The sequence below is a fragment of the Marinobacter koreensis genome (assembly GCF_023156285.1).
GTDB lineage: Bacteria > Pseudomonadota > Gammaproteobacteria > Pseudomonadales > Oleiphilaceae > Marinobacter > Marinobacter koreensis.
On record NZ_JAKZAJ010000007.1, the window covers coordinates 88,480 to 108,710 of the forward strand.

General features: G+C 59.0%; 17 protein-coding genes and 1 riboswitch. Of the genes, 10 read left to right on the forward strand and 7 right to left on the reverse strand.

Annotation, left to right across the window (positions count from 1 at the left end; genetic code table 11):
• Positions 1 to 33 precede the first annotated feature (33 nt).
• On the reverse strand, positions 34 to 1,392 hold the full coding sequence (locus MLD04_RS17180) for a TolC family outer membrane protein (protein WP_248160636.1): 1,359 nt from the start codon (positions 1,390 to 1,392) through the stop codon (positions 34 to 36).
• A gap of 171 nt (positions 1,393 to 1,563) precedes the next feature.
• Positions 1,564 to 1,679, forward strand: a riboswitch (TPP riboswitch).
• A gap of 86 nt (positions 1,680 to 1,765) precedes the next feature.
• On the opposite strand from MLD04_RS17180, the gene thiC reads away from it, so the two are divergent.
• From thiC to cpdA, 4 genes are all read left to right on the forward strand, one after another.
• Positions 1,766 to 3,643, forward strand: coding sequence for a phosphomethylpyrimidine synthase ThiC (thiC, locus tag MLD04_RS17185; RefSeq protein ID WP_248160706.1), 1,878 nt, complete (start codon positions 1,766 to 1,768; stop codon positions 3,641 to 3,643).
• A 179-nt stretch (positions 3,644 to 3,822) separates the two neighbouring features.
• Positions 3,823 to 4,443: an NUDIX domain-containing protein gene (locus MLD04_RS17190; RefSeq protein ID WP_248160637.1), complete on the forward strand. Its 621-nt coding sequence runs from the start codon at positions 3,823 to 3,825 to the stop codon at positions 4,441 to 4,443.
• Positions 4,440 to 4,925: a DUF1249 domain-containing protein gene (locus MLD04_RS17195; RefSeq protein WP_248160638.1), complete on the forward strand. Its 486-nt coding sequence runs from the start codon at positions 4,440 to 4,442 to the stop codon at positions 4,923 to 4,925. The genes MLD04_RS17190 and MLD04_RS17195 overlap by 4 nt, the downstream gene beginning before the upstream one ends.
• Positions 4,926 to 5,087: 162 nt before the next feature.
• Entirely contained in the window at positions 5,088 to 5,894 is an 807-nt protein-coding gene (cpdA, locus tag MLD04_RS17200) for a 3',5'-cyclic-AMP phosphodiesterase (protein WP_248160639.1), read from the forward strand.
• On the opposite strand, the gene metE is transcribed toward cpdA, so the two are convergent.
• Positions 5,888 to 8,203, reverse strand: a complete 2,316-nt coding sequence (metE, locus tag MLD04_RS17205) for a 5-methyltetrahydropteroyltriglutamate--homocysteine S-methyltransferase (RefSeq protein WP_248160640.1) — start codon at positions 8,201 to 8,203, stop codon at positions 5,888 to 5,890. The two genes, cpdA and metE, sit on opposite strands and share 7 nt — an antisense overlap.
• A gap of 119 nt (positions 8,204 to 8,322) precedes the next feature.
• On the opposite strand from metE, the gene MLD04_RS17210 reads away from it, so the two are divergent.
• The 3 genes from MLD04_RS17210 to MLD04_RS17220 are packed head-to-tail and all read left to right on the forward strand — an operon-like array spanning position 8,323 to position 10,854.
• Positions 8,323 to 9,213 (forward strand): LysR family transcriptional regulator, encoded by an 891-nt coding sequence (locus MLD04_RS17210; protein WP_248160641.1) that lies wholly within the window; start codon positions 8,323 to 8,325, stop codon positions 9,211 to 9,213.
• Positions 9,214 to 9,259: 46 nt separating this feature from the next.
• Positions 9,260 to 9,652: a glycine cleavage system protein GcvH gene (gene gcvH / locus MLD04_RS17215; protein WP_248160642.1), complete on the forward strand. Its 393-nt coding sequence runs from the start codon at positions 9,260 to 9,262 to the stop codon at positions 9,650 to 9,652.
• A 5-nt stretch (positions 9,653 to 9,657) separates the two neighbouring features.
• Positions 9,658 to 10,854 (forward strand): class I SAM-dependent rRNA methyltransferase, encoded by a 1,197-nt coding sequence (locus tag MLD04_RS17220; RefSeq protein ID WP_248160643.1) that lies wholly within the window; start codon positions 9,658 to 9,660, stop codon positions 10,852 to 10,854.
• Between the two features lie 10 nt (positions 10,855 to 10,864).
• Here the strand turns inward: MLD04_RS17220 and MLD04_RS17225 are convergent, their stop codons facing one another.
• On the reverse strand, positions 10,865 to 11,521 hold the full coding sequence (locus tag MLD04_RS17225; protein WP_248160644.1) for a histidinol-phosphatase: 657 nt from the start codon (positions 11,519 to 11,521) through the stop codon (positions 10,865 to 10,867).
• A 168-nt stretch (positions 11,522 to 11,689) separates the two neighbouring features.
• Here MLD04_RS17225 and MLD04_RS17230 point away from each other — a divergent pair, with 168 nt between their 5' ends.
• Genes MLD04_RS17230 through MLD04_RS17240 form a run of 3 tightly spaced genes read left to right on the forward strand, consistent with a single transcriptional unit; the run spans position 11,690 to position 15,791 of the window.
• Positions 11,690 to 12,220 (forward strand): RNA pyrophosphohydrolase, encoded by a 531-nt coding sequence (locus MLD04_RS17230; RefSeq protein WP_008940756.1) that lies wholly within the window; start codon positions 11,690 to 11,692, stop codon positions 12,218 to 12,220.
• Between the two features lie 15 nt (positions 12,221 to 12,235).
• Entirely contained in the window at positions 12,236 to 14,539 is a 2,304-nt protein-coding gene (gene ptsP, locus MLD04_RS17235; protein ID WP_248160645.1) for a phosphoenolpyruvate--protein phosphotransferase, read from the forward strand.
• A 10-nt stretch (positions 14,540 to 14,549) separates the two neighbouring features.
• A complete protein-coding gene (locus tag MLD04_RS17240; protein ID WP_248160646.1) occupies positions 14,550 to 15,791 on the forward strand; it encodes a patatin-like phospholipase family protein in 1,242 nt (413 codons plus the stop codon).
• 55 nt (positions 15,792 to 15,846) lie between these two features.
• Here the strand turns inward: MLD04_RS17240 and hslU are convergent, their stop codons facing one another.
• The 4 genes from hslU to argS form a co-directional block, all read right to left on the reverse strand.
• A complete protein-coding gene (hslU, locus tag MLD04_RS17245) occupies positions 15,847 to 17,178 on the reverse strand; it encodes an ATP-dependent protease ATPase subunit HslU (RefSeq protein ID WP_248160647.1) in 1,332 nt (443 codons plus the stop codon).
• A 19-nt stretch (positions 17,179 to 17,197) separates the two neighbouring features.
• Entirely contained in the window at positions 17,198 to 17,728 is a 531-nt protein-coding gene (hslV, locus tag MLD04_RS17250; RefSeq protein WP_248160648.1) for an ATP-dependent protease subunit HslV, read from the reverse strand.
• Between the two features lie 93 nt (positions 17,729 to 17,821).
• On the reverse strand, positions 17,822 to 18,454 hold the full coding sequence (locus MLD04_RS17255; RefSeq protein ID WP_248160649.1) for an SPOR domain-containing protein: 633 nt from the start codon (positions 18,452 to 18,454) through the stop codon (positions 17,822 to 17,824).
• 9 nt (positions 18,455 to 18,463) lie between these two features.
• Positions 18,464 to 20,149, reverse strand: a complete 1,686-nt coding sequence (gene argS, locus MLD04_RS17260) for an arginine--tRNA ligase (protein WP_248160650.1) — start codon at positions 20,147 to 20,149, stop codon at positions 18,464 to 18,466.
• Positions 20,150 to 20,231: the final 82 nt, after the last annotated feature.

The window sequence follows — 20,231 nt, forward strand, 5'->3', positions numbered from 1 at the left end:
GGCAACCGGGTGGTCGCCGATGCCAGCCAACCGCTACTGCGTGGGGTCCTGAAGCGTTTTCTGCTCGTTGGCGAGTGCCTCGATGCCCGGTGCGGTTTCGCTCAACCAGTTGTTCAGGTCTACCAGATCCTGTGGGCTGAGGGTGCCTGCCGCCTGTTTCAGCTGAAGGCTGTTGATCACATAGTCGTAACGCGCATTGGCATAGTCGCGCAGCGCTACGTAGTAGGCCCGCTCGGCGTCCAGGACTTCGACGATGTTGCGTGTCCCTACTTCGTAACCCGCGCGGGTTGCATCCAGGGCGCTCCGACGGGAAATAATCGTCTGTGCCAGCGCCGACGCGGTTTCGATGTTGTTGTTAACGGTGAGGAACAGGCTGCGGGTATTGACGCGAACGTCCCGCCGCACCGTGTTCAACTGTTGTTCGGCCACGTTGACGAGGGAGCGCTGCTGGCGGACGCCGGCCTGTGTTCCACCGCCGGTGTAGAGGGGAACCTTCAGTTCCACGCCGATGACGCCCTGGGTGCCGTCAAACTGTTGCGGGCTGCCCCCATATATCTGGGTATCGCCGTAAGAGGCCGTCAGGTTGACCGTCGGGTAGTGTCCGGCCTTGGCCACTTTGAGATTTGCTTCACTGGCATTCAATTGGTAGAGGGAGGACTGAATGGACCAGTTCTGCGCCAGTGCGGTGGTTTCCCAGGCTGACGGATCCATGGGTTCCGGCCGATCCAGCGGGAACGTGCGCTGGAGATTCTCCAGGCCTTCCGGGTACTCACCGGTCAGTCGCGCCAGCCGTTCACGGGCCACGTTCAACTGGTTTTCGGCGGCAATACGCTGGCTTTTGCTGTCATCATAACTGGCCCGCGCCTCGTAGACGGCGGTGATGGCAATCAGCCCCACGTCAAAACGTTCCTGCGCCTGCTCGTACTGGCGCTGGATGGCGGCTTCTGTAGCCCGCGCAGTGGTGACGGTATCCTGGGCCCGAAGCACATTGAAGTAAGCAGTGGCAACGTCGAGGATGAGCTGCTGCTGGGCAAGGTTGTACTGGGCGCGGGCGGATTCGGTCTGGAACTTGCTCGCATCGTAGCTGAACCAGGAATCGGCCCGGAACAGGGGCTGCGTCAGCTGGACACCGTAACTGGTCGACTTGTAGCTCTCGTCCTGAATCTCGCCGTCAATATCGGTGTGCTTGGCATCTGCCGAGGCGCCGATCTGTGGCAGCAGCGCACTCTTGCTGACGTCACTTGCGGCCTTCTGGGCCTCGTAGCTGGCCTGTGCAGCGGCAATGCCGGAATCGTAGGACAGGGCCTTCTTGTAGGTTCCCATCAGGTCCATGGCCAGCACGGGCTGCGCCGCCATGAGGCCGATCAATCCGGAAAGCAGTCGTTTTTTCATTGGTTCTCCTGAATACCTGTGCTCAAGGGCGTCGATCCGGGACGCTTGATGACGGCTGTTCGCTGCCGGAGCGGCTGTCAGTGTGCGTTTGGTTGGCCATTATGGACAATAATTGCCCCTGGCTCTACACTTGCAAAGGTCACACATTCAGTGTGCAAACGAGAATTCACTCGCGTCTTGACGGGGTGCTGGTTTCCTTGAATCACGGGAAACCGGCTGAGATTGCAAAGCAGAACCCGCAACCTGATCCGGATAATGCCGGCGTAGGGATTAAGACACGACGATAACAGGCGCCATGGTTTTCGGCCTCGTCTATCGTCCCGACGCTCCGTCATACGCGACCCGAACCCTTCTTCAGATCCGGGAGCGAATGATGAACGATTTTCCGTCCTACCTCAGCGATTCCGCCAAGGTGGATTCTGCCGCCATAAAACCGTTACCAAGCTCACGAAAAATATACGTACAGGGTAGCCGGCCCGATCTGCGGGTGCCTATGAGGGAAATTACCGTGGGGGATACGCCCACGGAGATGGGAGGCGAAACCAATCCGCCGGTCGTGGTATACGATACCTCCGGCCCCTACACCGATCCGGACGCCACCATCGACCTGCGTAAGGGGCTTAAGCCTCTCCGGGCTGCCTGGATTGCCGAGCGCGACGACACCGAACAACTGGACGGCTACACCTCGGAGTTTACCCGGCGTCGCATGAAAGATCCGGTTCTGGACCCGCTCCGGTTCATGGATGAGCGCAAACCGCTGCGCGCCAAGCCGGGTAAGAATGTCAGCCAGATGCACTACGCCCGCCAGGGCATCATTACCCCGGAGATGGAATTTATCGCGATCCGGGAAAACATGAAACTGCAGGAGGCCCGGCAAAACGGCCTGCTGGACGAGCAGCACCCGGGGCAGTCGTTCGGTGCCAACCTGCCGCCGGAAATCACCCCGGAGTTCGTGCGTGACGAAGTGGCCCGGGGCCGCGCCATCATCCCCGCCAACATCAACCACCCGGAAACCGAGCCGATGATCATTGGCCGCAACTTCCTGGTGAAGATCAACGGCAACATCGGAAACTCGGCAGTCAGTTCTTCGATTGAAGAGGAAGTGGAGAAACTCACCTGGGGCATCCGCTGGGGGTCGGACACGGTGATGGATCTGTCCACCGGCAAGAACATCCACGAGACCCGTGAGTGGATAATCCGCAACTCGCCGGTGCCCATCGGCACCGTGCCCATCTATCAGGCGTTGGAGAAAGTCGGCGGTGTGGCCGAGGACCTGACCTGGGAAATCTTCCGGGACACGCTGATTGAGCAGGCCGAGCAGGGTGTGGACTACTTCACCATCCACGCTGGTGTTCGTCTGCACCACGTACCGCTGACCGCCAAGCGAACCACCGGGATTGTGTCCCGCGGTGGATCCATCATGGCCAAGTGGTGCCTGGCCCACCATAAGGAAAGCTTCCTGTACGAACACTTTGAGGACATCTGCGAGATCATGAAGGCCTACGATGTGTCCTTCAGTCTCGGTGACGGCTTGCGTCCGGGGTCGATTGCCGACGCCAACGACGCGGCCCAGTTTGGCGAACTGGAAACCCTGGGCGAACTCACCAAGATTGCCTGGAAGCACGATGTCCAGTGCATGATCGAGGGGCCCGGCCACGTGCCTATGCACCTGGTTAAGGAGAACATGGACAAGCAGCTGGAATGCTGCGACGAGGCGCCGTTCTACACCCTGGGGCCGCTGATCACTGACATCGCGCCGGGCTACGATCACATTACCTCGGGCATTGGCGCCGCAATGATCGGCTGGTACGGCTGCGCCATGCTCTGCTACGTGACACCCAAAGAGCACCTCGGTCTGCCCAACAAGGACGATGTGAAGACTGGCATCATCACCTACAAGATCGCAGCCCATGCCGCCGACCTGGCCAAAGGTCATCCCGGCGCGCAAATTCGGGACAATGCCTTGTCCAAGGCCCGTTTCGAGTTCCGTTGGGAAGACCAGTTCAACCTGGGGCTTGATCCGGACACGGCACGTGCCTACCACGACGAGACCCTGCCCAAGGAATCGGCCAAGGTGGCGCATTTCTGCTCCATGTGCGGGCCGAAGTTCTGCTCCATGAAGATCTCCCAGGAGGTGAGGGATTACGCCGCAGAGCATGGTCTTGACGAGGTGTCGGCGATTGATGCGGGCATGGAGGAGAAATCCCGGGAATTCGTCGAGTCCGGAGGGAAGCTCTACGACAAGGTCTGACGCTGCTTGAGTCGCTGTCTGTCCCTCACTTGGGTGCAGGAAGCAGGTTGGAGCCCCTGTTCAGGAGACGCCTCAGGACGTCCCTGTGCGGCTTGGGCTCCGCCATCTCGGGAGCGTAACTTGCAGTCCCGACCGAGTTCCGGCTATCGTTCAAAATCGACGTTTAACCGGAAGTGTTCATGCCGAAACCGTTTCAGTTTACCGAAAGCGATGTAACCATCGAAAAACGCGAAACCGTCTTCCAGGGCTTTTTCCGCATGGACAAGCTCTGGCTGACCCACGCTCGTTTTGATGGCCGTGAGATGCCGGTCTTCACCCGCGAACTCTTCATCCGCGGTGATGCCACCTGCGTATTGCCATACGATGTCGAGCGCGACGAAGTGGTTCTGCTGGAACAGTTTCGGCTGGGCGCATTGGGCCGCACGCAGTCGCCCTGGCTGCTCGAGCTGGTCGCGGGTATGAACGAGGACGGTGAAACACCGGAAGAAGTGGCCCAGCGAGAGGGGCAGGAGGAAGCTGGCCTGACGTTCAGCCGGCTCGACAAGATCTGTGACTACCTCGTCTCACCGGGTGGCAGCACCGAAATGATCCACCTGTATTGTGGCCATATCAGCACCCGCAACGCAGGAGGGCTGTTCGGGGTGGAGCATGAGCACGAGGATATTCGTGCCCATGTAATGCCCGCAGCTGAGGCAATAGCCATGATCCACGATGGCACCATCAATAATGCGGCCGCTATTATTGCGCTCCAATGGCTGGAGCTGAACCGGCCGAGGCTGCTTGAGGGACTGTCAGAATGACCCAGTGGACCATGAAACCCCGGCGTTACGTCCCGGACCTTCGCAAGTTGGGGGCTTTGTGTGACGGTAACTATCAGCGCCTGGGCAAGCTTCGCCAACTTGAAGCGGACGGTCAGCCTGTGTGCGAATTCGAATTGCACCGGGAGAACCAGTATCTGGGACGGGTCCGGATCACGGTACTCCAGACCGCCAAGTTTACTGAAACCATCCTGCTTGAGCAGATCCATAATTCTGGCCGGTGGCTCAACAATCCTCAGATGACCGTGCGGGTCTATCATGACGCGGCGATGGCCGAGGTCATCAGTTGCTACCGTGATCGCCAGATCGCCCCGGTCAACGACTATCCCAACCGCTTTATGCATCACCCGGACGAAAAGGCCCAGGTCAACGGCTTCCTGGCCGACTGGCTCGATTACTGCCTGCGCTTTGGTCACCTGCCAATGGAGCACGCGGCGTGGTCTGCAAAGGAAGGCATCGACTGACTGGGCCTTCTGTTTGTGCCATAGTTGTCAAAAAATGCAATATGTCCCCGGTGGCTCGCCAGAATGTGACTCCGGTGGCATTTGTGGACGATCAATCTGCTGGTGCCCGTCGTACACTTGTTCCTGTTTCCAGGTGTTCGAAAAAGGCATAACAGGTACGCCATGACTAGTCCGGAAGAGGCCCGCCCCCTGCGGGTGCTCCAGATTACAGATCCGCATCTTATGGCCCACAAGGATGGAGCCTTGCTGGGCGTCGTTACCCGGGACAGCCTGTCAGCGGTCATCGATGAGGTTCTTTCTGTTCACGGTCAGCCAGATCTTGTTCTGGCCACGGGCGACCTGGCCCAGGACGGTTCCGAGACCGCGTATCGCGTATTCGGCGAGAGTCTGTCTCGCCTCGGTGGTGATTCCGCATGGATGTCGGGGAATCATGATAATGCGCCGGTTCTCAGGGAAATCGCCGGGGAGTATCAGGCCGACAGGCGGCAGATTTTGCAGTCCGGTTGGCATTTTGTGCTTCTGGATTCGTCGGTGCCTGGTAAGGTCTTCGGCGAGTTGGCTGAGACCGAGCTGGATTTCCTGGAGTCTGCCCTTTCCGAGTATCCGGATACCCCCACGCTGGTGGCATTGCACCATCACCCGGTTGATATCGGTTCTGACTGGATGGAAAAAATCGGTCTGAAGAACCGGGACGCGTTCTGGCGTATTGTCGATCGGCATCCCCAGGTCCGTGTCGTGCTCTGGGGGCATGTTCATCAGGAGTATGAGCGGACACGTAACGGCATACAGCTGTTCGCTACTCCCTCAACCTGTATCCAGTTTACTGCCGGTTCCAGTGGGTTTTCCGTTGAGCCCCTGGCCCCTGGCTATCGCTGGTTCGAATTCAAAAGCAACGGGGAGTTCACGACGGAAATTCGTCGTGCCTCCGCGTTTGAATTCGAACTGGATGAGAACAGCTCTGGCTATTGAGATACTTCAGTATCGCGTAGTGGCGCTCTTTCTCCTCGCGCCTGACGTAACTGTTTCGCTGCATCCACCATTGATCTGAGGGCCTCCCGTACTTCCGGCCACTGTCGGGTTTTGAGGCCGCAGTCCGGGTTTACCCAGAGTCGGTCCATTGGTATGCGCCGGGATGCCTTCTCAAGTGTTTCCAGAATTTCGTTGGTTTTCGGGATATTCGGCGAATGGATGTCGTAGACACCCGGCCCGATGTCATTGGGGTACTCGTAATCCCGAAAGCCATCCAGGAGCTCGAGGTCCGATCGGGACGCTTCAATGGTGATGACGTCCGCGTCCATGTGTGCAATGGCAGCGAGAATATCGTTGAATTCGGAATAGCACATGTGAGTATGAATCTGGGTGTCGTCCCTGACACCGTTTGCCGCAATCCGGAACGCTTCGATGGCCCAGTCCAGGTAGTTGCGCCAATCCGACGGGCGCAGTGGCAGACCTTCTCGCAGTGCTGCTTCATCCACCTGGATGACAGGAATTCCTGCCTGCTCAAGATCCAGAACCTCCTCCCTGACGGCAAGGGCTAACTGGAAGGCGGTCTCGGAGCGCGGCTGGTCGTCGCGGACGAAGGACCAGTTCAACAGGGTTACCGGTCCGGTGAGCATGCCCTTCACGGGTTTGCGGGTCAGCGACTGGGCGTACCGGATCCATTCGACGGTCATGGCCCTGGGCCGATGGATATCGCCATACAGGATGGGAGGTTTTACGCATCGGGACCCGTACGACTGCACCCAACCGAACCGGCTGAAGAGATAGCCCTCCAGCTGTTCACCAAAGTACTCAACCATGTCGTTGCGTTCGGCTTCGCCATGAACCAGCACGTCCAGCCCCAGCGTTTCCTGCTCCCGGATGCAGTGGGCAATGGCCTCACGCATGTGTTGCCGGTACGCCTGATCGCTGAGGAGACCATTACGATACTGTCGCCGTGTGGTCCGGATATCCTGTGTCTGCGGAAAGGAGCCAATCGTGGTGGTAGGCAGAGGAGGCAGTTCCAGGCGTTGGTGTTGAAGCCGGCGCCGATGGGTGAAGGAGCTGCGTCGTTGTCCGAGCTGCGGCGTCACCCGGGAAAGGGCCCGGCGAACCGCCGGATTGCGGGTCTTTGGCGAACGTCGTCGTGCCTCGGTAGAGGATCGGTTTTCGTCCAGTTCGTGGCTGACTGACTCGCGTCCTGTGGTCAGGGCGCGAGCGAGGACACCAATTTCTTCCAGTTTCTGTCTGGCAAAGGACAGCCATTGTCCAACTTCCGGGTCCAGTTCAGTTTCCCTGTCCAGATCGAGGGGGACGTGAAGCAATGAACACGAAGGCGCGAGCCAGAGCCGTTCACCGAGTCTCCCATACAGGGGCTCCAGCCAGTCGAGTGTTCCGCTCAGGTCTGATTTCCACACGTTTCGGCCGCTGATGACGCCCAGCGAGAGCACCTTGTGCGTTGGTAGCCAGTCTGCGAGTCGACTGGCTTCGGGTTGAGCGCTGACCGCATCCAGGTGTATGCCGGCGACAGGCAGGTCGCAGGCGAGCTGCAGGTTGTCACGAAGCTGGCCGAAGTAGGTTGTCAGCAGCAGTTTCGGACGGGCCGCCTTGAGGTGGTGGTAGGCAACCCGGAATGCATGCTGCCACCCCTCGTCGAGTTCCGTAACAAGGGCCGGTTCGTCGATCTGTACCCAGTCGGCGCCTGCGGTGGCCAGTTGGTTGAGAAGTTCCCCATAGACCGGGAGCAGGGACTCCAGTAACTCGAGTTTGTCGATGCCGTCCCTGGCTTTGCCCAGCCAGAGATAGGTAACGGGTCCGATGACGACCGGTTTGGCTGGGTGACCATTCTGCCGCGCTTCTTCCAGTTGGGACAGCAGCCGCCGGGCATTGAGTTCAAAGCGTGTGTCGCTGGTCAGCTCCGGGACAATATAGTGATAGTTGGTGTCAAACCACTTGGTCATTTCTCCCGCCTGGGTTCCGCAGCAGGCCGTGTCCGGGCCTCCCTGGCCGCGGGCGGCGCGGAAGTACTGCTCCAGCTCCCCTCCGTCCTTCACCTCTGTGCGCGGCGGGAGATTGCCGAGGGTGGCGCTCATGTCGAGGACCTGATCGTACAGAGAAAAATCTCCCACAGGTACGAGGGTCAGGTCCTGTTGGTCCTGCCAGTTCTGGCGGCGCAGCTCTGCAGCCGTCGTTTCCAGTGCCTCGGTGCTGATCGATCCTGCCCAGTAGGCTTCAAGGGCGAATTTGAGCTCCCGGTCAGCACCGATTCGGGGGTAGCCCAATGTATGTGTGGTAACCATCCTGTCTCTCCTGCATGTCCGTTGTTTGATGAGTCGAGGCAGGATAGCGAGGCCTGATGATGAAAAATAATGGTATTATTTCACTAATCCATGAATAAGATTCACGAATAGCGGGACCTATGCTGGATCGACATCATCTTGAAATTCTCCGGGCAGTTGATCGGGAGGGCTCTCTCACGGCCGCTGCGGCGGCGCTTCATCTCACCCAGTCGGCGCTCAGCCATTCGGTTAAAAAGCTGGAGCGCCTGAGCGGAACGGCATTGTGGACGCGGGAGGGGCGGCAGTTGCGGCTGACCCAGGCCGGCGAGTATTTACTGTCGCTGGCCAATCGCATCCTGCCGCAGATGGAGCACGCCGAGGCAGTGCTGGCGCAGTTTGCGAAGGGTAAGCGCGGGATGCTGAGGATTGGTATGGAGTGCCATCCCTGTTATCAGTGGCTGCTGAAAGTGGTGGGCCCGTATCTGGAAGCGTGGCCGGATGTGGATGTAGACGTCAAACAGGAATTCCAGTTTGGCGGTATCGGGGCCTTGTTCGGGCATGATATCGATCTGCTGGTAACCCCCGACCCCTTGCGGCGACCGGGCCTGATCTTCGAGCCGGTATTCGATTACGAACAGGTGCTGGTGGTTTCTCGGGGGCACAAACTGGCGGATCAGGATTTTGTCCTGCCGGAAGAGCTCGAACGGGAAACCCTGATCACCTATCCCGTCGAGCTTGAACGCCTGGATATCTATACTCGGTTCTTTCTGCCGGCCCAGCGTGCACCGGCGCGGCACAAGACCATCGAGACCACGGATATCCTTTTGCAGATGGTGGCCTCCGGTCGGGGCGTGTCTGCCTTGCCGGGCTGGATGGTCGCCGAATATGGCCATCGGCTTCCCGTGGTGCCGGTCCGGTTGGGGGTCGAGGGAATTCACAAACAGATCTTTTTAGGCCTTCGTGAACGGGATCGACGTGTGGATTACCTGACTTCGTTCATGAACCTCGCTCGCGAGGTTCGCTGGCGGTAGGCTCTTGCGTTAAACTGCGCGAAAAATTCCACAGGAAGCAAACGACATGAGTGAGATTCCCTCAGACCTCAAATACATCGAGACCCACCAGTGGGTGCGTGTGGCCGATGACGGTACCGCTACCGTCGGCATTACCGATTTTGCCCAGGAGCAACTGGGCGATGTTGTCTACATCGGGGTGCCAGACCTTGGCGTGACCGTGAACGGCGGTGAAGAGGCGGGCGTCGCCGAATCGGTGAAATCCGCATCGGATGTATTCAGTCCGGTCACCGGTGAAGTCATTGCGATCAATGACGCGCTTGAGGACGAACCCGAGTTGGTCAACGAAGATCCCTACGGCGAGGGCTGGATGTTCCGCGTCAGGCTCTCTGACGCCGGGGAGCTGGACGGACTGATGGATGCGACCTCCTATGCGGAGCATGTGGCGGCGGAAGAGTAACCCGGATGAATCTTCCCCCTCTGTACCTTCGAAAAGGAGCGGAGCGTCGGCTTCGTTCCGGACATCTCTGGGTCTACAGCAACGAAGTGGATTCCCGCCGTACGACTCTGACCGATTTCGAACCCGGCGACCAGGCCGAACTTCGTGCGGCCAACGACAAGCCCCTCGGTACTCTGTTCGTTAACCCGCATGCCCTGATCTGTGGGCGCCTGATCAGCCGGGATCCGGGCCATGGAATGACTCCGCAGCGGCTGACCCAGAGGATGGAAGCAGCCCTGGCGCTTCGTGATCGTCTGTTTGATCGTCCGTTTTATCGCTGGGTTTTCGGCGACAGTGACGGTCTTTCGGGGCTGGTTGTCGACCGTTTCGACGACACCGTGGTGATCCAGATTTCCACGGCAGGTATGGAGCAACTGAAAGACGCCGTCGTACGGGCCGTCCAGCGCCTTGTGCAGCCCCGCGCGATCGTTCTCAAGAACGATGGCAAGATGCGCCGGATCGAGGGGCTTGAAGCCTACGTTGAACAGGCTCACGGCCCGGAGACCGATCGCCTGCGCGTGGAAGAAAATGGCGTCCGGTTTGAGGTGCCGATTACAGGCGGGCAAAAAACCGGGTGGTTCTACGATCACCGGATGAACCGGCAGCGCCTGCAGGCCTATGCGCCGGGTAAACGCGTGCTGGATGTGTTCAGTTATGCCGGTGGTTGGGGGCTTCAGGCGGGCTGTGCGGGTGCGTCGCAGGTGACCTGTGTGGACGCGTCCGCCGCTGCGATCGATTCGGTGCACCACAACGCCGGCCTCAACGGCCTCGATAACGTGGAGACCATTGAAGGCGATGCCTTCGAGGCGCTCAAGGCTTTGGCGGATGAGAAAGAGAAGTTCGACATTGTGGTGCTGGATCCGCCGGCCCTGATTCCGCGCCGTCGGGACCAGAAGGCTGGCGAACAGGCTTATGCGCGGCTGAATCAGCTCGGACTCCGGCTCCTCGAGCGGGATGGGCTGCTGGTATCCGCTTCCTGTTCGATGCATCTGTCCCAGGAACGGCTGACCGACATCATCCGCGCCAGCGGTCGGAAGATCGACCGTTTCGTTCAGCTTTTGGAACAGGGGCACCAGGCGCCGGATCATCCGGTCGTTCCCGGCATCCCGGAGACGGACTACATCAAGGCGTGCTTCGTCCGGTCGTTGACCGGATTCTTCTAGCCAACCCTGCTTACGCTCTCAGTGAAATCACCGGCCAGCCGGCGTCTCGGGCAAGTTGCTCGAGCGTCGGATCCGGATCGACAGCCACCGGGTGGGCCACGTTTCTGAGCAGTGGCACGTCGTTGTGGGAGTCGCTGTAGAACCAGGCTCCCTCAAGCGATTGATCGCAGGATTGCAGCCAGTCGTTGAGGCGAGTGACCTTGCCATCCTGGAAGCTGGGAACCCCGGCTACCTCGCCCGTGAAGCGTCCATTCACCAGCTCTGGTTCGGTCGCGATCAGGTGCTCGATGCCGAGGTATTCGGCAATTGGCTCGGTCACGAAGCGATTGGTGGCGGTAATGATCATCAGGGTATGGCCCTGTTGGCGGTGCCGCTCAATCAGCTCCCGCGCCTTGTCCTGCATCATGGGCATGACTTTCTTGCTCATGAAGGTTCTGCGCCAGCCCAGAAGCTCCTCCATGTCGTGACGTGCCAGTGGCTGAAGGGCAAAGCGAAGGTAATGGAAAATATCGAGCTCACCGTTCAGGTATTCCTGGTAGAAGCGATCGTTCGCCCGGCGATACTCTTCGGCGTCCACCAGTCCCTCTTCCACCAGAAACTCGCCCCAGGCGTGATCGCTGTCGCCGGCCAGCAGAGTGTTGTCCAGATCAAAAAGTGCGAGCGTCAAAGTGTCCTCCAGGGTTTCGGGGCGTTGTGAGAGGGTCTCAGTTTACCATGACCTGTCGGCATCGGCTCCGTTTGCCGAACCCTTGGGATTCTGTAAGAATGAGAGCAACTTGGACAATTTTCGCCGATCAAAATTTGAGCGGCGACCGACTTTTGCGAGGACTGTGCCGTGATCGATTCAGACGGTTTCAGACCCAATGTCGGAATCATTCTGGCCAATCACAGGGGTGAAGTCCTGTGGGCAAGGCGAATAGGGCAGGATTCCTGGCAGTTTCCTCAGGGTGGCATTAAAACTGACGAATCACCTGAGGAAGCGTTGTACCGGGAGCTTGGAGAGGAAATCGGCCTCACAGCCAGCGATGTGGAAATCATCAGCTGTACCCGGGGCTGGCTGAGGTACCGTCTTCCGAGGAGGATGGTGCGCCAGAACTCGCACCCTGTGTGTGTGGGCCAAAAACAGAAATGGTTCCTGCTGAGGATGTTATCGCCGGACGCACAAGTGTGTGTGGACGGCACCGATTCACCGGAATTCGATGGGTGGCAGTGGGTCAGCTACTGGTATCCGTTGGGACAGGTGGTTTCATTCAAGAGAGAAGTATACAGACGTGCGTTACGGGAGTTGGCTCCCCGGCTGTTTTACCACATGGAACAGTGGCGGAAAGCCGAGCAGAGCCGGCGCCTGAAGGATCACTCGAAATGACGGAATGACCCGGCCATGCTGAGCATACTGCGAAGTCTTGTACAAGAGGTAAACGGCGCCCGCGACCTGCAGGAGGCGTTGGATATCATCGTATCGCGGGTGCAAAAAGCCATGGGCACCGAGGTGTGTTCCGTCTACCTGCTGGATCCGGCCACCAATCGCTACATCCTGATGGCGACCGAGGGGCTCTATCGCAAGGCCGTCGGTCAGGTCAGCCTGGGTTACTCGGAGGGGCTCGTCGGTCTGGTGGGCTCCCGCGAAGAGCCCATCAATCTGGAAGATGCCCCTTCCCATCCTCGCTACCGCTACTTCCCGGAAACGGGTGAAGAACGTTTCCGCTCCTTTCTGGGCGTGCCCATTATTCACCACCGCCGGGTTCTCGGCGTTCTGGTCGTCCAGCAGCGCGAGAGTTCACGCTGCTTTGACGAAGGCGAAGAGGCTTTTCTGGTCACCGTTTCTGCCCAGCTGGCAGGAGTGATAGCCCATAGTGAGGCGACTGGCGCCATCAGTGGGATGTCCCTGACCGGTGAGGAGGCACGGGATGTCAGCTTCAACGGTGTTCCTGGTGCACCCGGCGTGGCGATCGGAAGTGGCGTGGTGGTTTATCCGGCTGCGGACCTTGATGTGGTCCCCGAGAAGCCCACTGAAGACATTGACGGTGAGCTGGCCCTGTTCCAGGCGGCGGTGAAAGCTGTGCGAGAGGATATCGAGCGGGTCGCCAATCGTCTGGCCAGTCAACTCCGCCCGGAAGAGCAGGCGTTATTCGACGTCTACCTGCGTATGCTGGGCGATGAGGCATTACCCGGAGAGGTCGCAAACCGCATTCGCGAAGGGATCTGGGCCCAGGGTGCGCTGAAACAGGTGGTTCAACAGTACGTCCGGCATTTCGAGCGGATGGATGACCACTACCTGCAGGAGCGGGCGGTGGATGTTCGTGACCTCGGTCGCCGGGTTTTGTCCCACCTGCAGGAAGGTGAGCAGAAGCATCTGATTTATCCCGAAAGAACCGTCCTCGTGAGCGAGGAACTCACGCCAGCCATGCTGGGTGAAGTGCCCAAGGGTCAACTGGTCGGACTGGTGTCGGTCAAGGGCTCGAGCAACTCCCACGTGGCGATCCTTGCCCGGGCCATGGGCGTGCCCACGGTCATGGGGCTGGTGGATATCCCGGTGAATCAGCTCGATGGCAAGGAGTTGATTGTCGACGGATTCGAAGGGCAGATCTTTGCCTCACCGTCCTCGGATCTGCGAGCCTTCTATCAGGCCATCTGTGATGAGGAAGACGAGCTTATCAAGGGGCTCGAGGTGCTTCGGGACAAGCCCTGCGAGACCACCGATGGTCACCGTGTCTCCCTGCTGGTCAACACCGGACTGATGACCGATGTGGTGCGATCCCTTTCCCACGGGGCGGAGGGCATTGGTCTGTACCGCACGGAAGTGCCGTTCATGATCAAGGACCGGTTTCCGTCAGAGCAGGAGCAGCGGGAATACTACCGGGAACAGCTCGAAGCCTTTGCGCCCAGTCCGGTTACCATGCGGACGCTGGATGTCGGCGGCGACAAGGCGCTGACCTATTTCCCCATCCAGGAAGAAAACCCGTTTCTTGGCTGGCGCGGCATTAGGGTAACCCTGGATCATCCCGAGATTTTCCTGGTGCAGGTTAGGGCGATGCTCAAGGCCAGCGAAGGGCTCAACAACCTGCAGATCATGTTGCCCATGATCAGCAATATTTCGGAAGTGGAAGAGTCGCTGCACCTGATTTACCGGGTGTATCACGAGGTGCGGGAAGAGGGCTACGATATCCATATGCCAAAGGTCGGCGTTATGGTGGAGGTGCCTGCCGCGGTCTACCAGATTCGTGAACTGGCCGATCGCGTCGACTTCCTGTCCGTGGGGTCCAACGATCTGACCCAGTATCTGCTGGCGGTGGACCGAAACAACCCCCGGGTCGCGCAACTCTATCATTCCTACCATCCCGCGGTGCTGCAGGCGTTGGTACGGGTTGCACAGGATGCCCATGCCGTTGGCAAGCCCGTGGGGATCTGTGGTGAGCTGGCCGGTGATCCGGGAGGCGCGTTGTTGCTGATGGCGATGGGTTACGACTCGCTCTCGATGAACGCAGCGAGTCTGCCAAAGGTCAAGTCGGTCATTCGCAGCGTCGGGCGGGAATGGGCCATGCAGTTGTTGGAAGACGTTCTCCTGCTGGACTCGCCGCATGTGATCAAGAGTTGCGTCGATCTTGCCCTCAGAAACGCCGGATTCGGTCGCTACCTGCGTCCGGGTAAAACCTCATCTGCCGCATTTGCGGAACAGGCGGTCTAAGGAGCAGAGAATGGCATCTTCTACGGAGCGAACATCCGGGCCGAGGATCGGTCTGGCCCTGGGCGGCGGTGGTCCGCTGGGCGGTATTTACGAAATCGGTGCTCTGCGGGCTCTGGACGAGGCGCTGGATGGCCTGGATTTCAACAACCTGGATGTCTATGTAGGCGTCAACGCAGGGTCCTTTGCGGCGGCCAATCTGGCGAATCAGATGACCACAGCGCAACTCTGTCGCATCTTTGTCCGTAACGAGGCCGAGGTCCATCCCTTTCATCCGGAAGTCTTCTATCGCCCGGCTTTCGGGGAAATCGGCAGCCGGCTGATGGCCGTGCCCGGGTTGATGGCGACGGCCCTGAGCCGATTTATCAACAACCCTTACGATCAAAGCTTCCTGGAGGCGCTGACGATTCTGGCACAGGCGGCTCCGGCTGGTCTGTTTGATAATGAAGGCCTGCATGAATATCTGAAGCGGGCATTTACGATGCTCGGACGCAGTAACGATTTCCGACAGCTGAAGCATAGCCTGTATGTGGTTGCCGCTGATGTGGAAAGTACCGAGGCGGTGTGCTTTGGTGCCCCGGGATTCGATCATGTGCCTATTTCAAAGGCGATCCAGGCGAGCACAGCGTCCCCGGGTCTGTATGTGCCGGTGGAGATCGACGGGCGTTACTACGTGGACGGAACCCTCCGCAAGGGCCTGCACGCGTCGGTGGCGTTTGAGGACGGTGCCGATCTGGTCTTTGCGGTGAATCCCCAGGTGCCGATTGACGCCAGTGCCGCGGTTCGCGCCGGATCGATGCAGCCGGGTGAGCTGACGCGGTCCGGATTGCCCAACCTGTTGTCACAGATGTTCCGCACCATGGTGTATTCGCGGATGCAGTCCGGCATTGCCCAGTACGCCAGGGATTATCCGGACAAGGACATTCTCCTGTTCGAGCCCACCCGGGATGACGCCAAGCTGTTTTTCTCGAATGTGTTCAGTTTCCAGAGCCGGCGAATGGTCTGCGAACATGCCTATCAGATGACCCGCCGGGATCTTCTGAATCGGGCTGATGAATTGGAGCCAAGACTGGCCAAATATGGGATTCGGCTCCGTCGGGATCGGCTGGAAGATGAGCAGCGCACCATCAGCACGAGTCTCTACGGAGAAATGCTGCCGCTTTACGTGGCCAAAGGGCGCAAGAAGCAGGCCCAGAAGGGCAGGCTGGCGGCGAGCCTGGACAACGTCACCCACCTTTTTTCCCGTGCCCAATAAGGTCTGCTGAGCAAAAAAGGGTCAGATGGTTCTTTCATCTGACCCCGACTTCGCCTCAGAGAATATAGCGGCTCAGATCTTCGTCTTCCGCCAGTTCGCCCAGCTTCTCGTCTACATACGCTGCCGTGACCTCAAAGGTCTCGGTGACCTTGTCACCGGCATCGTAGGAGAGGCTTTCCAGCAGCCTTTCCAGTACCGTGTGCAGGCGGCGAGCACCGATGTTCTCGGTGGTTTCGTTCACCTTCCATGCCACTTCGGCGATACGGGCGATGGCGTCCTCGGCAAAGGTCAGCTTGACACCCTCGGTAGCCATCAACGCTTCGTATTGCTGCACCAGTGAGGCATCCGGCTCCGTCAGGATGCGTTTGAAATCCTCTGGTGTCAGGGCCTGCAGCTCCACCCGTATGGGCAGTCGACCCTGCAGTTCCGGGATAAGGTCGGAAGGCTTTGAAAGGTGGAATGCCCCGGACGCGATGAACAGGATGTGGTCGGTCCGGACAGCCCCGTACTTGGTGCTGACGGTGCTGCCCTCAATCAGAGGAAGCAGGTCCCGCTGAACCCCTTCGCGGGAAACGTCCGATGAGGTGTTCTCGGAACGCTTGGCGACCTTGTCGATCTCGTCGATGAATACGATGCCGTTCTGCTCGACCGCCTGGATGGCCTTCTGTTTGATCTCTTCCTCGTTGACCAGTTTGGCCGCTTCCTCGTCCTTCACGCGCTTCAGTGCCTCCGAAACCTTCATCTTGCGGGTCTTGCGCTTGTCGGAGGACAGGTTGGAGAACATGCTCTGCAGCTGGCTGGTCATTTCCTCCATGCCGGGAGGCGCCATGATTTCAACGCCGGGCCCGGCGTTGCTGAGATCGATCTCGATTTCCTTGTCGTCGAGCTCGCCCTCACGCAGTTTTTTCCGGAACAGCTGGCGGGTACTGGAATCATTGCCGGTTCGCTGGCTGTCTTCCTGAAAGTCGCGGGGCGGGGGCAGGAGTGCGTCCAGAATCCGTTCTTCGGCAGCATCAAGCGCCCGATTTCCGTGGCGCTTCATTTCCTGTTCCCGAAGCATTTTGATGGCCATATCGGCCAGATCACGGATGATGGATTCGACATCACGGCCGACGTAGCCAACTTCGGTGAACTTGGTTGCCTCTACCTTCAGGAAGGGCGCATCCGCGAGCTTTGCCAGGCGCCGCGCGATCTCTGTTTTGCCAACACCGGTCGGGCCGATCATGAGAATGTTTTTCGGGGTTATTTCTTCCCGTAGCCCGGTGTCCAGCTGCATCCGACGCCAGCGGTTGCGCAGGGCAATGGCTACAGCCCGTTTGGCGTCTTCCTGGCCCACGATGTGTTTGTTGAGTTCGTGGACAATTTCACGGGGTGTCATTGCAGACATGGTCGCTCCGGATCGTTGATCAGTCTTGGATGGGCAGCACTTCGACGGTGCGATTGTGGTTGGTGTAGATGCAGATGTCGGCCGCGATATCGAGGCCTTTCTCCACGATCTCATGGGCGGACAGTTCGGTGTTTTCGAGCAGGGCTCTTGCTGATGCCTGGGCAAAGGGACCGCCGGACCCGATGGCGATCAACCCCTGTTCCGGCTCAATCACGTCGCCATTGCCGGTGATGATCAGGGAGGCTGTCTTATCCGCGACGGCCAGAAGCGCTTCGAGTTTTCTCAGGGCCCTGTCCGTTCGCCAGTCTTTCGCCAGCTCGACCGCAGCCCGGGTCAGGTTGCCCTGGTGTTTCTCGAGTTGGGCCTCGAATCGCTCAAAGAGCGTAAAAGCGTCCGCCGTACCGCCGGCGAAACCGGCAATAACTTTGCCGTTGTAGAGCCGGCGCACTTTCCGTGCATTGCCCTTCATCACCGTATTGCCGAGAGAAACCTGGCCGTCGCCACCCATGGCGACTTCGTCGTCTCGTCTGACGGAAAGAATGGTAGTCATGTGGGCTCCAATTGCCTGAATAGAATCGGTATTCGGGTTTTATGGAGGCTTCGGAGGCATTTTCAAGGGTGGCGGCGCAGGAAAAAACGGCGCTCACCCTTCTTTCTTGGGGATTTTCCGTATCAGCGGAGATATGTTCAATGAGACCAGTTTGTCGACGGCGGCATTCATCTCGCTTCTCGAGGTGAAGGGGCCAACGTTGACCCGGTACCAGACGGAACCGCTTTCAAGGTCGATTCTCTGGATGCTTGCCCGCAACCCCTGGAAGGCAATCTGGGCGCGCTGTCGTTCCGCATCCTCACGGTGCCTGAAGGAACCGGACTGGACGACATAGTCGTATTCGGTCATGGATTTCGGTGGACTGTATTCATCCACCTTCGGTGGCACCACTTCTGAATCCGGCAGCATTTCGTAGAAACGGAATTCCTGCTTTTTCTCAGGTTCTTTCTTTGCTTCCGGGGCCTTCGGCGCGGTTTTTTCGACGACCGTCGTGGCGGCAGGCCCGGGAGATCCGGCCGGCAGTGAATTCAGGTAAACGATGAACCCGATGAAACCGCCCACCGCCGCGAGGGAGAGAATCCATTTTAGTGACAGACCGCCGCCCTGTCGCCTTGCAGGTGCCGGTGTCCGCGGGCGGGCTTTGGCGCGGCTTCCCCCGGATGAGGATTTCCGGGGGGTAGCAGACGAGCGGGTTGGCCGCTCTTTTCGGGCGTAATCTCGGGACATTGTGTCGTTTTACATCTCTTCCGGTGCGCCGACGCCCAGAATGTCCAGGCCATTTGCCAGCACCTGACGGATCGCCAGGTAAAGGCTCACTCTGGCATCCCTGACAGCTGCATCTTCAATCAACACCTTGCGGGCGTTGTAGTAGGTGTGGAATTGCCCGGCCAGCTCCCGGAGATAGTGCGCTACATGGTGCGGTTCACGCTGGGCCGCTGCGTTGGCAATCAGTTCAGGGTATTTCGCGAGCTGGTTTGCCAGATCCTTCTCCTCGTCCAGGGTGAGTAGCGACAGGTCGCCCACGCATTCATTGCGATCCCGCTTGATGCCTTCGTCTGCCAGCTTGCGCAGGACGCTGCAAATACGGGCATGGGCATACTGAATGTAGTAGACCGGGTTTTCATTGGTCTGGGAGCGGGCCAGGTCGATATCGAAGGTCAATTGGGAGTCCACCCGGCGGGCGGCCAGGAAAAACCGGGTTGCATCCCGGCCCACTTCATCGATCAGGTCGCGAACGGTCACGTAACTACCGGCCCGTTTTGAAATTTTCACTTCCTGGCCCGAGCGCGTCACCATGACCATCTGATGCAGAACGTAGTCCGGCCAGCCTTTCGGAATTCCAGCGTTCAAGGCCTGAAGTCCGGCGCGAACCCGGGTAATGGTCGAGTGGTGGTCAGCACCCTGCTCATTGATGACGGTGGTGAAGCCACGTTCCCACTTGTTCAGGTGGTAGGCAACGTCTGGCAGGAAATAGGTGTAACCGCCGTCCTTCTTGCGCATGACCCGGTCTTTGTCATCGCCGAATTCCGTGGTCCGCAGCCACATGGCTCCGTCTTTTTCATAGGTGTAGCCATTTTCCTTCAGCCGCTCGACGGTGGCCTCTACTTTGCCGTTTTCGTAGAGCGATGATTCAAGGAAATATACGTCAAACTCGACCCCGAAGGCTTTCAGGTCAAGATCCTGTTCCCGGCGCAGGTAGGCGACGGCGAACTCGCGGATCGCATCCAGGTCGTCCGGGTCGCCCTTGCCGGTCACCTCACGGTCATCGGCTGTCACGGTTTCGCCGGCCAGGTAGGCGTTCGCTACATCGAGGATGTAGTTTCCGCGGTAACCATCCGCCGGCCAGCTGGCATCGTCCGGTGTCAGTCCTTTGGTTCTTGCCTGAACAGACAATGCCAGGTTATTGATCTGCGCGCCGGCGTCGTTGTAGTAGAACTCGCGGGTGACATCAAAACCGTTGGCTTCCAGCAGGCGGCTGAGACAGTCGCCGATGGCGGCTCCCCGGCCATGCCCGACATGCAGTGGGCCAGTCGGGTTGGCCGAAACGAACTCAACCTGAACTTTCTGGCCCTGACCATGATCATTTCGGCCAAACTGTTCGCCATCGGCGAGAATCGTGTTGACGATTTCGAATGCACTCTCGGTGCTCATGAAAAAGTTGATGAACCCGGGACCCGCAATCTCCACCTTGGCGACCGCATTGCTGTCCGGCAGATGTCTGACCAGGGCTTCCGCCAGCTGTCGCGGTGGGCATCCCGCAGCCTTGGAGGCGACCAGGGCAATGTTGCAGGCGTAATCGCCGTGTGCCTTGTCCTTGGTGTTGCCGATCTGGGGCGTGAAGGTCTGGTCTGCGGGTAAGGTGCCCTCGGATTGAAGGGCGGCCAGTGCGGATTGTAGCAGCTCGGAAACGGTCTCTTTCATGCTGTCGGACGACTCGGATTAAATGAAAGTTTGAGCGCGGCGGAGATCGCCGGAGGAATAAAGACGCGTATTATCGCGGAAA

What these genes read in the sequence shown, in the direction of transcription:
- MLD04_RS17180 (WP_248160636.1), bottom strand. Translation starts at nt 1,392, where the DNA reads ATGAAAAAACGACTGCTTTCCGGATTGATCGGCCTCATGGCGGCGCAG.
- thiC (WP_248160706.1), top strand. Translation starts at nt 1,766, where the DNA reads ATGAACGATTTTCCGTCCTACCTCAGCGATTCCGCCAAGGTGGATTCT.
- MLD04_RS17190 (WP_248160637.1), top strand. Translation starts at nt 3,823, where the DNA reads ATGCCGAAACCGTTTCAGTTTACCGAAAGCGATGTAACCATCGAAAAA.
- MLD04_RS17195 (WP_248160638.1), top strand. Translation starts at nt 4,440, where the DNA reads ATGACCCAGTGGACCATGAAACCCCGGCGTTACGTCCCGGACCTTCGC.
- cpdA (WP_248160639.1), top strand. Translation starts at nt 5,088, where the DNA reads ATGACTAGTCCGGAAGAGGCCCGCCCCCTGCGGGTGCTCCAGATTACA.
- metE (WP_248160640.1), bottom strand. Translation starts at nt 8,203, where the DNA reads ATGGTTACCACACATACATTGGGCTACCCCCGAATCGGTGCTGACCGG.
- MLD04_RS17210 (WP_248160641.1), top strand. Translation starts at nt 8,323, where the DNA reads ATGCTGGATCGACATCATCTTGAAATTCTCCGGGCAGTTGATCGGGAG.
- gcvH (WP_248160642.1), top strand. Translation starts at nt 9,260, where the DNA reads ATGAGTGAGATTCCCTCAGACCTCAAATACATCGAGACCCACCAGTGG.
- MLD04_RS17220 (WP_248160643.1), top strand. Translation starts at nt 9,658, where the DNA reads ATGAATCTTCCCCCTCTGTACCTTCGAAAAGGAGCGGAGCGTCGGCTT.
- ptsP (WP_248160645.1), top strand. Translation starts at nt 12,236, where the DNA reads ATGCTGAGCATACTGCGAAGTCTTGTACAAGAGGTAAACGGCGCCCGC.
- MLD04_RS17240 (WP_248160646.1), top strand. Translation starts at nt 14,550, where the DNA reads ATGGCATCTTCTACGGAGCGAACATCCGGGCCGAGGATCGGTCTGGCC.
- hslU (WP_248160647.1), bottom strand. Translation starts at nt 17,178, where the DNA reads ATGTCTGCAATGACACCCCGTGAAATTGTCCACGAACTCAACAAACAC.
- hslV (WP_248160648.1), bottom strand. Translation starts at nt 17,728, where the DNA reads ATGACTACCATTCTTTCCGTCAGACGAGACGACGAAGTCGCCATGGGT.
- MLD04_RS17255 (WP_248160649.1), bottom strand. Translation starts at nt 18,454, where the DNA reads ATGTCCCGAGATTACGCCCGAAAAGAGCGGCCAACCCGCTCGTCTGCT.
- argS (WP_248160650.1), bottom strand. Translation starts at nt 20,149, where the DNA reads ATGAAAGAGACCGTTTCCGAGCTGCTACAATCCGCACTGGCCGCCCTT.